We start from the raw sequence: 14104 nt of genomic DNA, 5'->3' as shown, positions 1-14104 counted from the left end.
AAACAATCGCATCACGCTTTGATAGATTGGTGCCTGTGCTCAATGAGATTATGGAAGCGTTCGACACAATCGATACAGATAAAGGTGCGTTCTGGAAAAAGGCCACGTAGTGGTAATGATGCGCTAGACGGGATGATGCGGGCTGTTTTCTGGCGACAAAACGAACAGATAAACATGCGCACTACTGGTTCGTTGGGATGCTCAATAGCATAACGCACGGTACCTTTATCGATGGATAACGCCATTAATATGTCAGCTGCAATCCCATCTTCCAGTAACATCAAACCAAGGAGCACATATTGCGGCTGAATTGCTTGCTCGCCTCTGTGGTGTGCCTCCTTGCCTGCTAGCGTTAGAGCCTGTTGCGAACGAGGAGTCAACCCGGGTGGCGAGTTAGGATCTTTCGCTGGATAGGGCATTCCTCCATAGATAAAGTCTAGACAGCCGCGAATACGTGTATAATTAGCGCCCAAACTGTCGAGGAAGAGTGTGACGCTTCCCTCGCGTATGAGACCAAGCAGCACGTGTTCAGTGCCGACAAAATCATGGTGCATCGCAATGGCTTCCTCGCGAGCCAGGTCGAGTGCACGTTGTGTCTGTTCTGTGTAGGCAGTAGCTGGCCCTTCTGGTTGTTGCATCGTCGTTGTAACGTTCCTTTCTGCTCTTTCTAATTTGGCAGCATGGCGCAGAGCACGCAACTGTAAGACGCGTACATTTCCGGTGCTTAGCCCCAGTTCTTGAGAGACTTCCATAGAGCTATATCCATGCAGATAGCGTAGAGTAAGGATGAGGCGTTCACGTGGGGGTAGATGTTCAAGCAGATATTGCACACGAAAATGTGCTGCTCGTGCCGAGTCCTCCAGTTCAGCAACTGGAGTTATCTCTTCAGCGAACATCTCCAGTGGAAGATGTTCGTACTGTCCATGTTCCTGCCAGTAATCGACGATAGTGGTGCGGGCTGTAGCATAGAGCCAGCCGCGTGCACTTTCTTGTGAACGTTCTTGCTGGAGCCAGGGCGCCGCCTTTAGAAAGACGGTGCTGGTGAGGTCTTCAGCCAATGCTACCTGGCCCACCTTGCTATAGATGTAGCGGTAGAGATCGTCAGCGTACTGTCGAAATGCCAACTCCAATAGAGTCTGTTTCCGAGTTTCGTCTTCTCCAGCAAAAAATGAGGACATATTTAGTTGCCTGCACTCCTTTCTCTTCTGATGTGTTATACAGCCGAGCGTTACATACACATTTTCACAAAAGAAATCGGCGATCTCTTTCTGGTTTGTCCACTAGAAACAGAAAACATCTTTTTGTTTCTGGTTTCTCTAGCTAGCTTGTGACGATCTGGCTAAAAATATGTGGGTTCATGGACACATTCGGTGCGCCTCTCAGATGCGCCCGGTAGAGAGAAGGAATCGTGTGATACTCTTCTGCCTCAGAAAGGATTGATGGAAGAGGTATCACAGCAAGCAATTACTCTAGAAGATGCGCAAGCGTCATTCTGTTTTCTTTCAGCGCCAATTCATTGGCCATGGGATCAGGATTACCGAGCGTCGCTTGATGTGCTAGACGCCAGGCGAAGAACTTTGCCAATTGCGCATGGCGCAAGGCCTGGTAGAATTTCACACCTTCCAACTGTTGTGACTCGATCAGGGCTTCAGCCAGATAGCTCTGCAAGAAACAGTCAGTTTGAGCCTGGCTGAAAGAGAAAAGCTCTGTTGCAAGCGCTACATCGAAGAGAAGCGGTCCCCAGCTAATTGCCCCCCAATCGATCAGGCCCACCTGGTGCGTTTTTCGGTCAAAGAGCGCTTGCAAGCTATCTCCATACAGTGTTCCGTACGGGACCCGGGTGCGTTTTTCAAAGGTTTCTACAGCTTCAACTGCTCGTTGGAGTAACAGAGACAAGCCAATCTGAGCAGTCACCTCTACCGCTTCTTCTTTTAGATAGGCAAAGATGCGGTCCCCGCTTTGTGGTCTGAACTGTTCACGAAGCAGAATGGTATGGATGCGCCCCAGCAGGGAACCTGTGAGATACGCGCTTCCTGGCTGCTTAACGTCCAGGGGCTCTCCTGGAACAAAATGCAGCAGGGCTAAAGGATGAAAGAGGGTCGGTGGACCCTCAAGCATGATGGTTTGTTCTCCAGCTATGGTTCGCAGCGGTGCGCCACTCGCAATACCAGCACGCTCGACGATCTCAGCAGCTTGTAATCCGGCCTCGAAAGCCTCCCGGCTCTCATAGGCAAATTTGGCCACGAGGCGTCCCTGATTGGTATCCACATACCAGACATCCCCCGTAAACCCTCCGCGAATGCGGGTGAGCGTCCATGGCTGGGGAAGCGACCAGGCAGTCAGAGCCGAAACCAGAGCCGCATCCGGCAACGTAAAGTGCATGTTGCTTTCCTTTCCGTTCGGTTGAAGGACCTCCATATCATGCGGCTCGATGCTATCAAAGCTCGGTGTTGAAGGAAATGCAAAACAGGAGAAAGATCAATGGAAATGCCTCCAGATGGCTCACAAGTATTTCACTACTTGTATCCTACCATATTCCACAGAATAGCGTCGAAATGTGTAAATGCTACTCGTTCCTTCTCAATGCCAGGCCAGGGCATGGTCAGGAAGCGTTTTCTGGTGAACGGATAACCAGACTTCGCGCCAGAGAGAGTGCTCCACGTGACTTTGCATGCGGATTGCCGTCTCCATACCTGCGAGATAGCGGCCCATCAGATGCACCAAGCATGGGGTGAGGATTTCGCCTCTTTCTTCATTCTATCTCATACAGAGAGCAGAGCACATCGTCCGAATGGCCGGTTTTTTTTGACACCAGGTGAGGCATGCTCCCAGAAAACAGGAAAGGGGATCAACCTTATGTCTTTCTCAGAGCCTGGCAAACTGCTTCCCAAGCAACTCCTCCTAGGTCATCCTAGCAAAACCAATCCACAGATTTCCCTTGATGGAACAAGAATGGCCTATCTGGCTCCCGTACACAACGTGATGAATGTCTGGGTACAAACCATTGGAAAGGGGGAAGGCCACCCCGTGACGAGCGACACCAATCGAGGGGTGTGGAACTACTTCTGGGTAGCAGACAACGTGCATCTCCTGTATCTCCAGGATCAAGGTGGCAATCAGAACTGGCATTTGTACGCTATGAACCTGCAAACTCGTGTGGTACGAAATCTGACGCCGTTTGATGGTGTACAAGTGCGTTTCCTCTCCCCTATCACGCACTCCCCCAATGACATCCTGATAACGATGAACAAAGACAACCCTAGAAGTCATGACGTCTACAAGCTTCACGTGCCCTCCGGTGCATTGGAGCTGGTTGTGAGCAATCCGGGGAATATCGTCTCCTGGCGTGTTGATACGCAATCGCAGGTACGTGGTGGCCTGGTAACACTTCCTGATGGGGGCTTTGCGCTCGTCATGCGTGAGACGGAGCACCAGGAGTGGCAGACCGTGGTCACATGGGGGCTTGATGACGCCTTTACCAGTGGCGTTCTTGACTTCGCTCCTGGCGACCACTCCCTCTATCTCAAAGATTCTCGCCATGCGAACACGGCTCGCCTTGTCAGGCTGGATCTGCCGACTGGTGCATGCGAGGTGCTGGCTGAAGATCCTCAGTATGACATGGGATCGGTTCTGCTTCACCCAACAACGCATGCGCTTCAAGCGGTCGCTATTCACCGAGAGCACGTCGAATGGACCGCCTTCGAGAGTGCCATTGCTCGTGATATAGAGCACATTCGCGCTGTACAGCAGGGAGACGCTTTCATTGCGAGTCGCGACAGCACGAATACCAATCTCTTTGGCCATCAACCAGATTTGCGACAGCATGATCTTTCTCCAATGGAACCTATTACGCTCCCTGCCAGAGATGGCCTGCTGCTTCATGGATATCTCACGACCCCACCTGGACGAGAAAGACAGAAGTTGCCGATGGTGCTCTATCCACATGGTGGTCCCTGGTGGCGTGATACCTGGGGATACAATCCTGACGTGCAGTGGTTGGCGAATCGGGGGTACGCGTGCCTCCAGATCAATTTTCGCGGTTCGACTGGCTATGGAAAAGCGTTCCTCAATGCGGGCAACAAAGAGTGGGAGCAAAAATGCATGATGACCTGGTGGATGCGGTTCATTGGGCTATCGCGCAAGGGATTGCTGATCCCCACAGAATTGCGATCTAGGGGGCTCTTATGGCGGCTATGCTGCCCTCGTTGGAGCAGCCTTCACCCCCGATCTCTTCTGCTGTGCTGTCGCGCTCTGTCCCGTCAGCAATCTCATGACCTTTCTGACCAATCTTCCTCCCTATGCGTTCCTAGCCCCCTATTATGCACGTGTTGGTCATCCAGAAGCAGAAAAGGAATTGTTACGGTCTCGGTCACCTCTCTTCAAAGCAGAGCAGATCAAGGTTCCTCTTTTGCTGGCGCACGGAGCTAATGATCCTGGTATCAAGCCAGTGGAGTCAGGACAGATCATGAGTGTCTTGAAAAGAAACAATATTTTTTGAATGAGTAGGCGACCCCGAAATTCAGAGAGCACCGAGAAGTCGAATCCGCTATCGATCAACTCTACAGCGGCTTGCTCAAAGATTGAGCTAAATAGCTGAAGCATTCATCATTCTCAGAAGGGTGAGATCATTTCAGCGGACCTGTTGTGTTTCCCTCTTGACAGTCTTTCTTTGCCTATGCTATTTTTGGGTAGAACTTACTGATCGTTTAGTAATGTACTGAGGGGTCATACCATCATGGAACAACCGGTAAAGCATCCTTCCTCCCCTGTGGACCAGGAAACGCGGCGGCAGATTGTGATCAAAGCGGCAGAGCTGTTTCTGGCAAAAGGCTACAAAGGCGTGTCCATGAAAGAGCTTGCCGAAGCCGTCGAGGTCACCTCCGCCGCCCTGTATTATCATTTTCCCAAAGGCAAGGAAGATCTCTTCACCACGATGATTCAGACCGTGTTCGTGGACGAAGGAGTTGCTGGAATCGATCAGGTGCTTGCCGCAACCCAGGATGTCCGAGAACGGTTGACGCTGCTCACCGCCGCACTGCTCTCCCTCCCCCTTGACGAGCGCTTGAGCGTGCTGTTACGCGATGCCAGGGAACATCTCAAGGACCCGGAACATCAGCAGGTGATCCTGTCCTTGCTTGACCGGATCAGACAGCAGGTCATGGGTCTCTTTCAAGCCGCCCACGAGGAGGGAGCGATTCGCCCCGATCTGCCAGTCAACGTTTTGGTTGGTCTCTATATGGGCATGCTGCGAGAGGCCAAGGACCTCCCAAGGACGCAACCGGCGGCTTCCCTAGTCAGTGTGCTGTTCGATGGCATCGCGAGGCGAGCAGAGTAGCCTCTGTCCTGACCCGTTTCGCGCGGTAACTTACTAAACGATCAGTAATCTCTCAATAGGTGCATCTGATCGAGAGAACCTCACCTTCCAGAAAGGAATAATCACACCATGAGAGCGCATGGTTTCTCGGTCCTCCCAGATGGGAGGCCAACGCAAGGAGGTGGTTATGTCCCTCTCCCCTGATCGACTTCCGGCATCCCATCTGGAACCAACCACGGGTTCCGCTCCAAGCAGCGGCTCAGGGGCCTTTGCCATTGAGACGCACGGCTTGAGCAAGCATTTTGGCAAGCGCATCGCTGTCGATGCGCTCACCATCAGCGTCCCTGTCGGAACCATCGCCGGGTTTATCGGTCCCAATGGAGCCGGGAAGACGACCACCATTCGCCTGCTGCTCGGACTGATCCGACCAGATGCAGGAAGCGCGACGATCCTGGGTCAGCCGCTGACCCATTTGCTCGGCTATCTGCCGCGTGTCGGGGCACTGATCGAAGCGCCCGCCTTCTACCCGAGTCTCTCCGCGCGGACCAATCTGGACGTGCTCGCCCGTCTTGGCGGCTACCCTAGCTCCCGCGTGCGTGAGGTGCTCGACCTGGTGGAGCTCTCCGATCGGGCACATGACCGGGTTGGCAGCTATTCTTTGGGCATGAAGCAGCGGCTCGGAGTCGCCATGGCGCTGCTTCCCGATCCTGACCTGTTGATTCTGGACGAACCGGCCAATGGCCTCGACCCTCTGGGCATTATCGCGACCCGCGACCTGCTGCGCCGCCTGCGTGAGCAGGGCAAGACCATCTTCCTTAGCAGCCACCTGCTCGGAGAGCTGGAACAGGTCGCGGATTGGTTGGTCATGCTCCATCAGGGCAAAGCGCTCTACAACGGTCCCACTCGCGTCTTCCTTGACCAGCACCCGGGGGCCAGTTTTGAAGAGCATTTCCTGGCGCTGTTGAAAGGAGAACAACAATGACTCTACTCACCCCCATCGTACGCGCGTTTCGTAGCGAGTTGCTCAAGTGCCGCCGCTGGAGTATGGTCGCCGGAACCGGGATCATGCTGGTTGTCAGCGCCTTTTTTGCCTACCTGACCTTCCATCAAATTACGTCCGGCGTCACTGGTCAGGAGGTAGACCCTCTCACCCACGCATTTTCCACCTCACTGGGACTGATTACGGTGGTGGGACAGGCACGTTCATTCATCATTGTCGTCTCACTGATCATGATCACGGTGAATCTTGCTGCGGAGTGGTCCCAAGGCACCTGGCGCAATTTGCTGGTGCGCGAGCCGCGCCGTCTGCCGCTGCTCGTCGGCAAAATGCTGGCGCTACTGCTCTTTGTGCTCGGTTCTATGACGCTGGCCCTGGTAGCAAGTAGCGCTCTCATTCTCGTCACAGCAGGCGCGCAAGGAGTTCAGACCGCTGCCTGGACGAGCGTATCGGGGATCTCTGCCTGGTTCGCCTTCTTTGGCAACGAGGTGCTCTGCCTCATCGGGATTTGTCTGCTGGGTATGCTAATCGCAATCCTGACGCGCTCAACGGGCATCGCAGTCGGAGTCGCTCTAGCCTACGTTCTGGTTCCGGAGGGCATCATTGCGATGGTATGGCAAGAGGGGTCGCGATGGTTCCCGATCCGCACCTTCAACTTCTTGCCCGGCTCGGTGTTTCCCGCCGACGTTGGTCCCATTCCTCCTCAGGGCTACACCGCTGCCTTGCTGACCGCGCTGGTGTGGATGGCAGTCATTGTCGCGGGAAGTTTCATAGCCTTCCGATGGCAGGATATCAACGCGTGATAGATGGGAGGGAACATCATGCCTTCACGCACACCTGGAAACGAACTGCCTGAGTATCTGTCCCAAGCGAGGCATCTAGAGCACAAGGATGAGGAAACGCACGCGGGAGCGGTCGGCAATGAGCGGATCACTGCTCTGGTCAGCCTTGTACTCCTGGTGCTGATCATCGTGGAGTTAGTGACATCGGCCCTCTTACGCGTCTGGCTCCCGGCTCATACCGTTGTTGGAGTCCTGCTGGCTGGCCCGCTCCTGGTGAAGATAGGCTCAACGGGCTGGCGGTTTCTGCGCTACTACACCAGAGTCTCCGCCTACGTGCGTCGGGGACCACCCCCTCTGGTGTTGCGCGTGCTCGGCCCGGTGTTGCTTGTCACCACCCTCGTCATGGTTGGCAGTGGGATTGGACTTGTCGTGATCGGCCCGCTTCAGCCGTTCCTTCTGACACATGTCTTCAGTGCGCTGGTATGGCTTCCGCTCATCGCTGTCCATAGCTTTGCGCACTTCCAGCAGGTCCCCCGGAGCATCGCCTCCGACTGGAGCCGTAGGCTCGGTTCCCGCTTCTCTGTCGGACGCGTACTGCGGCTGGGCATCAACCTTGGAGCACTGGTGCTCGGCGTCATTGGGGCATGGTTCCTGTTCCCTGCGGCGACCCCGCTGTTCGCGTGGGGCCAGATGAATGTCATTGGCGTGGGTCCCTTTCTTGTGGGTATGGGGAGTGCTCTGCTGGCGATCCTCTTCGCCAGGCCGTGGAGATGGGGAAGATTGGCGAAGGGGGTGTAGGGGCTCTTCCAGCGCGCGCCGAGCCTGCTCAAAAGAGCGCGGACTCGGCGCGCCATTTCTGTCTCGCGCGTTCCTTCTCATTCCTTTTCAGGAGTCAACTGATGAAAGCGTACTCTCAGGATTTCCGTGAACTGGAATTGACCCGTTTTTGGAGGGAACCCAAACGGAAATGTCGAGAGAGAGAAAATGCGAGAAAAATGATGAGTATATTGGTAATATACGTAATACGTTAGAGACGCCTGTGTACGCTTGCACAATGGTTGCCAGAGCCAGTTGTGCCGGTGGAATGGGTTGGTTGCCCAAACGGGCTATCTGGATACATGGTTGCCAATTCTTCCTGAAACTCCTCACTGAAGAGGACGTTCCGAGAATGGCGAAGAAACACAAACAGTTTGGTTCGGCTCCCACCGCCCTTGCGATGGTTCGACATAAGATATCTCTCCTTTCAATTGACTGCTCAGCCTGCTTTACGACGGAGTATCGCGAGCGCCTGTGACCTAGACGAAGATCGCAGGCGGAAGTCGTCAGGGAAAAACGGCACGAGATGTCGGTGGGAAGTCGTGCCGCTACACCAGCCTTCCAGAGGCACGCATCAATGATTTTCTTGAATTTCTCTTCTTTTCTTAACTCCTCAAGGATTTCGTCTTCCATATTCTCGATCATTTACCCTCCGATCGCGGACCTCTTTGGCCGAGGTGCGGTTTTTTTTGTGCTGACTAGTGCTTGCTGACGGCGCGTTCGTCGTTGGGGATGCACTTTTTGCCGCACGTTGTGTGTTCGCGTTGGGAGTATGTTGGGTTTGCAACTGGATTAACTGTTGGGCGATCGGGCCAGCTCCGTTGGAGGTGGCCGGAGAAGGGGACGACGCGCTGGATGATGAATGGTTCGCGTTCCTTGCCATACTGTTCCTCACATACACGTGATTTCCCGCTGCTCAGAAGAGATGACGATTGCGTCCGTGAAATCACGATACACTTAGAGAGCCTGTTCTCTAATCTTCTGCTAGTGGCGTCGAAGAGACACCAATATACTTTATCAATGGCGCACTCTATCAAGCGGTTCCCGATCTGGAACACCTTCTTGCGGTCGTGGAAAGCGCGGCACATTCCCGATCATCTACAGGCGCTATGAGGCAGGCGAGGGCAAAGCCCAATACCTTCAACGTACCACTCTGGCGCGCCTTTGCGAGGGGAGATGATATAGTTGGTGAAAGGCGCCGGGGCGCTTGATTCCTTACTATTATTTAACTTGTGCCTTCTAGGATTACTGATAAGGGAATATCACGCGGCTTCCTAGAAGGGACTTCGATGTGAAAAGCGTAACATTTTTTCTGGCTGGCATTGTATTGCTGACATTGTTGACGATACTGGCATCATGTAGCGTTATCGATACAACAGCGCTACCACATACCCCTATAGTCAAAATGGGGGCGAACAATTTCTTACAGCCTGAGGTCGATATCAAAAAAGGGCAGAAGATAGACCTGGTCAACACGGCTAATGATCAGCATGTCCTTGCCAATGGTCAATGGCAGGGATCGAAACAGGTAAAAACGACCACACCCGGCGCGCCCAGCGTTAACCTCACTGTCCAGGGCAATCAAACGTCGACGATCGGACCGTTTAACACGGCCGGGACATTCCACATTTATTGCACGATTCATCAGGGAATGGATCTGGTGGTAAAAGTAAGCTAGCCGGTGCCGGACTTGCCCTAGCCTGTCTAAAGGGAGTCAGGGAATCCATATATCCGTGGAGTAGAGAGACGAGATCGCCCCGCACCTCATCATTCAGCCAGTTCTACAGCGCGGCATGCAGCGACTCCGTGGGCGCCGCGTCTTCGGGCAAAACATCGCCACTGATCCAGCCAGCATGCTCACCTTTTTACGCCCGGCACCCAGATTCAATCTGGGTGCCCGACTATGACACCCATGAACAGATCTCCACAGATCATAGCCATTTTCTGGCACCATGAGGTAGGCTATCCCCGTTTAGCCCCCGTCTTGTACCATCGAGTGGTGTAGGTTCCCGTTCGTCCCCTTCACGGAGCGTCTTCCCCGCCGAGAGGGAATGAGAGAGTACAGAAGTCACCGACATACACTTCTGTACATCCCCTCTGTGTGCGCTTCAATCAGCCTGCGCTCACCTGTGGGTTTGCAACGTGGAAAGCACGATTTGCACCTCTCATTGCCGAACAACGGCGGGCAAAACGCCGGGGACACGCAGGAACCTCCTGGTATGTAGATGAGACCTCCCTGACGTGCATGGCAAATGGTGGTATTTGTATCGGGCAATTGATCACGATGGCAATGTGGTGGCTTCCATGTTGAGCGAGAAGCGGAATAGGCCAGCAGCCACACGATTTTTCTAGCAAGCAGTTGCCGTGGTTGGTTCTATCCCTGATCACGTGACGACTGATGGTCACACGTCCTACCCGCGAGCCATCCGCGAGATGATGGGTCATGATGTGCTGCATCGGACCAATACGTATCTGAATAATCGTCTGGAGCAAGATCACCGTGGCATCAAACAACGGTATGATCCTATGCGCGGCTTTGGAACCGTTGAAGCGGCGGCACGCTTTTGTTGTGCTTTCGATGAGTTGCGCAACTATCTTCGTCCTCGCCGCACTACGGGAGAGGTGGTTTCTCTCCTGAAACAACGACAGGTTTTCCGCCAGCGTCTGGGAGCCCTCCAGACGCTGCTACAAGCAGTCTCATAAGCTAGTGATGCAGAGGTAAACAATTCTCATGAGTCCGGTGCGCTTTTCTGTGATCTCAGATCTGACAGAACCCCCGATCCGCATCATGTTGGTCAAGCCGGAACTGGACGTGGCTATAGATTTGAACCCGACAAGGTGATGTGTAGCCGTCCCAGATCTGGGCGCTGTCCCACCAACTGCCCATCCGCAAACACACGTAATCCCTCCCCCTTCCTATAGTGATTGCCATCATGATCGTACAAAATGGTCAACATGCGGTGGTGATATTTGACATTGTCCAGGCAAAAGTAGCCCCATGTGCCAATGGGGAGCAGCGGATTTACCTCCACTACCGTATCGCTACGCGCTCGTAGACCAACCAATCCACTGATAATGTGATCAGCATAGGTCGAGTGATTATATGCCTGTCCACGGTCCTTGTCAGCGCGTTGTTGTTGGTATAAAGTAGTACGACTCACCCATTCTCCCGTATCAGGATGTGCGCTCTCATCAATCCAGGGAATACGTGTGCCATCAGGTTGTTGGAGATACTGGGTTTGCGTGTAGTCTTGCAGGACCTTAAAGTAATCGTGGACGCTTATAACGTGTTGGGTATAGTAATTGAGCAGGTTCGCCATAGCAGTAAGTGTCTGGCTGGTGGCAAATGGCCAAGATGAACCGCGCCACAAACATTCATGTTGATCCTGACGAGGTGCTGCTTGCCAGTACGGATGACGTCGCTCGGCTGTACTGGGACCATAGGGGGCGGCAAACCCGAGTGGATCAGCGATTTGTGACCATGCCGTTTCATAACCTGCATCTGGCAAGTTAAAGTACCAGGGGATATAGCCTTGTTGTTCACGTACATCGGCAAGTTGGCCTACTATCTGCCTTGGTTCGAGATGCTGTTGATAATGATGGTGGAGCGCCACTGGTGTTGGTAATGTTTTAAAGAACTGCGCATCTTTGTCCCACAGAAGTTCCTGTACCAGAGTTTTCAGACGTTCAGCTTTAGCGATATATGCTTGTTCGAGATCAAATCTGTTGGCGAACTGAGCGAATTTGGCGATAGCCAGAGCATCTCCATACTGATAGCTATTGATGGTTGGCCTACAGCCACTGCCACTAATCTGGTACTCCATGCCATCGCGATCATCAATTTGCCAGAACAGACCGCTTGGATCGAGTCGTTCTGCCTCCCACCCTTCATAATTGCGCACCAGGTCATCAAGGAGGTGGAGAGGTAGATCTGTGTCGCCCGTTACCAGGGAACGAGCATAGAGGGCATCGGATATCCAGGAGCTGTACGCGCGAGATGCGGCCTCGGGATCACGTACCCAAAACGTGATATAGTCATCAAGGTATTCTGGTGTATGGAGCCAGCGCCCCTCATAAAGATGATGACCAACGGCACAACTAATCGTATTGTATTTCCCTGCCCAGGGAACATCAGGCAGGAACTCTGTGATGACATAGCCAGCTGGAGTTCGACGGATGTGCTGATGGTAGACGTTCCAGCGGAAGTAATAGATTTCTCGGAAAGAAGGGTCTGGACAGTCGAAAAAAGGGATATGGTGCAAGAACCAGTCTGCCTGTGCTGCATAGCAGACAGGCAGGAGGTTCGCGTGTAAGACAAACATCAATCAATCCTTTGTAAATGCTATCAGTTGCTTTCCTCGGTCAGAGCATCAAACTGTAAGTCATCGCCAGTATGTATAGCGAGCCCTATTTGCTCGAATGTGTCACGGCGGCCGTTGTACCAGAGCAACCAGCGTCCTTGCTCATGCAGTGCAAATGGTTTATAGGCCGCATCGTAGTCCCATGAACTGGCGTTCTCCCCGGAGGAAATAATGGGGTTGACCGGATGGCGTTGCCAGTTGGTGATACCATCACGTGAGCGAGCCAAGCCAATCTGGGCATGATCTATATCGCGAAAGCCAACATAGAACATGAGATACCATCCCTCAAAGGGAATAACCTGACATGCAGTTACCTTATACTGTTCCCAGCGCTCCGTGGGATCAGCGTAAAAGATAGGCGTATCCGCATGTCTGGTCCACGTTTGCCCATCAGGACTGGTCGCATAACCGATGGCATCAGGTTCATACTGCTCGCCGCCTGAGTACCACATCTTATAGAGACCTGCGGCTTCATCCCAGATCACATGGGGACACATGACCGCAATTTTTTCCCAGGGCAACTCCGGACTCAATACGGGCTGATTACTCGTACGTGTCCAATTTTTTCCGTCTGTGCTTACAGCATGACCGATCCAGGACTGACCTCTGGCTTGTCCGGTATACCACATATGATAGGTATGTCCCCGCTTGACGACGCATGGCCGGTTCATGTCATCTTCCCAACCGCTGCTAGTCTCTGGTCCAAGGACGATGACTGGTTCACTCCAATGAATACCATCCTTGCTTTCGACCAAGGCAATACTTTTTTGTGGTCGCCAGGAGAACCACATACGATAGCTATCGGCATCCCTGATCAGGCAAAGGTCAAAGCAGGTGCCCAGATTCCCTCCAAGGACGGGATTGTTCTGCCATTTGATCCAGCCAGTGCCCCTGGCCGCCTTTCCTGTTGCATGAAGGTTCATTGCTGTTCCTTTGTGATCTGCGTTCATTCTTTTCTCCTTTATACTGACTATGCATATGAAATGCCTGGCCTTTTCTTTCTTATCGTATTTCTATCGTGAGCAAAAGAACATGTTCAGGCATATGCGAGGATTACTCTTTGGTTGCACCAATAGTGACACCTGAGATGAACTTATCCTGGAATCTCAAGAAGATCAGCACGAAAGGTACAGTGGCAAGAACGCTGCCAGCCATGATGGTCCCATAGAGTGGTATCTCACCAAGCGTAGGATCAGTCAACGTCGGTAATGTTACTACCAGCGGCGCAACTGACTGTGTATTTGCCATGATCTGCGGCCAGAGGTAACTGTTCCAGATGCCCAGAAATTGCAAGATAGCAAATGCAAAGAGGATAGGAGACGTGACAGGTACCATGATGCGCCAGAAAATTTGCCACTCGTTCGCTCCATCAATGCGTGCAGCCTCCATCAACGAGTCTGGAATAGAAATCATGTATTGTCGGATCATGAACAATCCAAACGTTGGTGCGATGAAAGGAACAATCTGTATCTGATACGTATTCAGCCAGTTGATCTTCGCAAATACAAGGTAGAGCGGAGGGATGGTAATCTCAGCAGGAACCATCAGCGTGATCAGCAGAAGATAGAAAATTACCTTGCGACCAGGAAAACGGAGTTTCGTAAACGCATAGGCGGCCAGGGCTGCCAGAAAGACCCCGATAACCGTCGTGACAACCGAGACAAAGATCGAGTTGGCGAAATTTCTCAACTGACCAAGCGAGATGAGCTCGCGGTAACTGCTCAGAGTGACCTTGACCCAGTTTGGTAGAGTCTCCATCAATTGGAGCTGAATGAATTGGGAGACGTTTCTACGTAACGTAACGCATTATGTTTCTATTCTAATAGAGAAAACG

The 14104-nt window shown here is 52.9% G+C and carries 10 protein-coding genes and 4 pseudogenes; 8 read left to right on the top strand and 6 right to left on the bottom strand.

Going from position 1 to position 14104, the window contains the following annotated elements:
* Nucleotides 1–11: 11 nt before the first annotated feature.
* Both AABA21_RS00295 and AABA21_RS00290 read right to left on the bottom strand, forming a co-directional pair.
* The gene (locus tag AABA21_RS00295; protein ID WP_338246666.1) at nucleotides 12–1124 is read right to left on the bottom strand and encodes a sigma-70 family RNA polymerase sigma factor; all 1113 of its coding nucleotides are present in this window, start codon (nucleotides 1122–1124) and stop codon (nucleotides 12–14) included.
* 340 nt (nucleotides 1125–1464) lie between these two features.
* A complete protein-coding gene (locus AABA21_RS00290) occupies nucleotides 1465–2382 on the bottom strand; it encodes a phosphotransferase enzyme family protein (RefSeq protein WP_338246664.1) in 918 nt (305 codons plus the stop codon).
* A gap of 333 nt (nucleotides 2383–2715) precedes the next feature.
* Between AABA21_RS00290 and AABA21_RS00285 the strand changes: the two are divergent.
* From AABA21_RS00285 to AABA21_RS00265, 6 genes and pseudogenes are all read left to right on the top strand, one after another.
* A pseudogene (locus AABA21_RS00285) lies at nucleotides 2716–4044 on the top strand (S9 family peptidase); the annotation flags it as partial.
* 187 nt (nucleotides 4045–4231) lie between these two features.
* Nucleotides 4232–4498 (top strand): annotated as a pseudogene (locus AABA21_RS39170) (alpha/beta hydrolase family protein); the annotation flags it as partial.
* Nucleotides 4499–4735: 237 nt separating this feature from the next.
* On the top strand, nucleotides 4736–5335 hold the full coding sequence (locus AABA21_RS00280; protein WP_338246660.1) for a TetR/AcrR family transcriptional regulator: 600 nt from the start codon (nucleotides 4736–4738) through the stop codon (nucleotides 5333–5335).
* 166 nt (nucleotides 5336–5501) lie between these two features.
* Nucleotides 5502–6296, top strand: coding sequence for an ATP-binding cassette domain-containing protein (locus tag AABA21_RS00275; protein WP_338246658.1), 795 nt, complete (start codon nucleotides 5502–5504; stop codon nucleotides 6294–6296).
* Complete coding sequence (locus tag AABA21_RS00270) at nucleotides 6293–7114, top strand: ABC transporter permease (protein ID WP_338246656.1); 822 nt, start codon at nucleotides 6293–6295, stop codon at nucleotides 7112–7114. The genes AABA21_RS00275 and AABA21_RS00270 overlap by 4 nt, the downstream gene beginning before the upstream one ends.
* Before the next feature lie 18 nt (nucleotides 7115–7132).
* Nucleotides 7133–7891, top strand: a complete 759-nt coding sequence (locus tag AABA21_RS00265; RefSeq protein ID WP_338246654.1) for a hypothetical protein — start codon at nucleotides 7133–7135, stop codon at nucleotides 7889–7891.
* A gap of 228 nt (nucleotides 7892–8119) precedes the next feature.
* On the opposite strand, the pseudogene AABA21_RS00260 reads toward AABA21_RS00265, so the two are convergent.
* Nucleotides 8120–8291: pseudogene (locus AABA21_RS00260) on the bottom strand (IS5/IS1182 family transposase); the annotation flags it as partial.
* 909 nt (nucleotides 8292–9200) lie between these two features.
* On the opposite strand from AABA21_RS00260, the gene AABA21_RS00255 reads away from it, so the two are divergent.
* Together AABA21_RS00255 and AABA21_RS00250 are read left to right on the top strand one after the other, a co-directional pair.
* A complete protein-coding gene (locus tag AABA21_RS00255; protein WP_338246652.1) occupies nucleotides 9201–9587 on the top strand; it encodes a cupredoxin domain-containing protein in 387 nt (128 codons plus the stop codon).
* A 465-nt stretch (nucleotides 9588–10052) separates the two neighbouring features.
* A pseudogene (locus AABA21_RS00250) lies at nucleotides 10053–10612 on the top strand (IS6 family transposase); the annotation flags it as partial.
* Between the two features lie 113 nt (nucleotides 10613–10725).
* Here AABA21_RS00250 and AABA21_RS00245 read toward each other — a convergent pair.
* The 3 genes from AABA21_RS00245 to AABA21_RS00235 form a co-directional block, all read right to left on the bottom strand.
* A complete protein-coding gene (locus AABA21_RS00245) occupies nucleotides 10726–12231 on the bottom strand; it encodes an MGH1-like glycoside hydrolase domain-containing protein (protein WP_338246650.1) in 1506 nt (501 codons plus the stop codon).
* 23 nt (nucleotides 12232–12254) lie between these two features.
* Nucleotides 12255–13193: a family 43 glycosylhydrolase gene (locus AABA21_RS00240; RefSeq protein ID WP_338246648.1), complete on the bottom strand. Its 939-nt coding sequence runs from the start codon at nucleotides 13191–13193 to the stop codon at nucleotides 12255–12257.
* Between the two features lie 130 nt (nucleotides 13194–13323).
* Nucleotides 13324–14028, bottom strand: coding sequence for a carbohydrate ABC transporter permease (locus tag AABA21_RS00235; protein ID WP_338246646.1), 705 nt, complete (start codon nucleotides 14026–14028; stop codon nucleotides 13324–13326).
* Nucleotides 14029–14104: the final 76 nt, after the last annotated feature.

Source organism: Dictyobacter halimunensis (genome assembly GCF_036245075.1).
This window is presented reverse-complemented; position numbering and strand designations above follow the sequence as displayed.

Excerpts from the sequence above, each read along its gene's own strand:
- AABA21_RS00280 (WP_338246660.1), top strand. The coding sequence starts at position 4,736 with ATGGAACAACCGGTAAAGCATCCTTCCTCCCCTGTGGACCAGGAAACG.
- AABA21_RS00245 (WP_338246650.1), bottom strand. The coding sequence starts at position 12,231 with ATGTTTGTCTTACACGCGAACCTCCTGCCTGTCTGCTATGCAGCACAG.
- AABA21_RS00235 (WP_338246646.1), bottom strand. The coding sequence starts at position 14,028 with ATGGAGACTCTACCAAACTGGGTCAAGGTCACTCTGAGCAGTTACCGC.
- AABA21_RS00275 (WP_338246658.1), top strand. The coding sequence starts at position 5,502 with ATGTCCCTCTCCCCTGATCGACTTCCGGCATCCCATCTGGAACCAACC.
- AABA21_RS00240 (WP_338246648.1), bottom strand. The coding sequence starts at position 13,193 with ATGAACCTTCATGCAACAGGAAAGGCGGCCAGGGGCACTGGCTGGATC.
- AABA21_RS00290 (WP_338246664.1), bottom strand. The coding sequence starts at position 2,382 with ATGCACTTTACGTTGCCGGATGCGGCTCTGGTTTCGGCTCTGACTGCC.
- AABA21_RS00270 (WP_338246656.1), top strand. The coding sequence starts at position 6,293 with ATGACTCTACTCACCCCCATCGTACGCGCGTTTCGTAGCGAGTTGCTC.
- AABA21_RS00265 (WP_338246654.1), top strand. The coding sequence starts at position 7,133 with ATGCCTTCACGCACACCTGGAAACGAACTGCCTGAGTATCTGTCCCAA.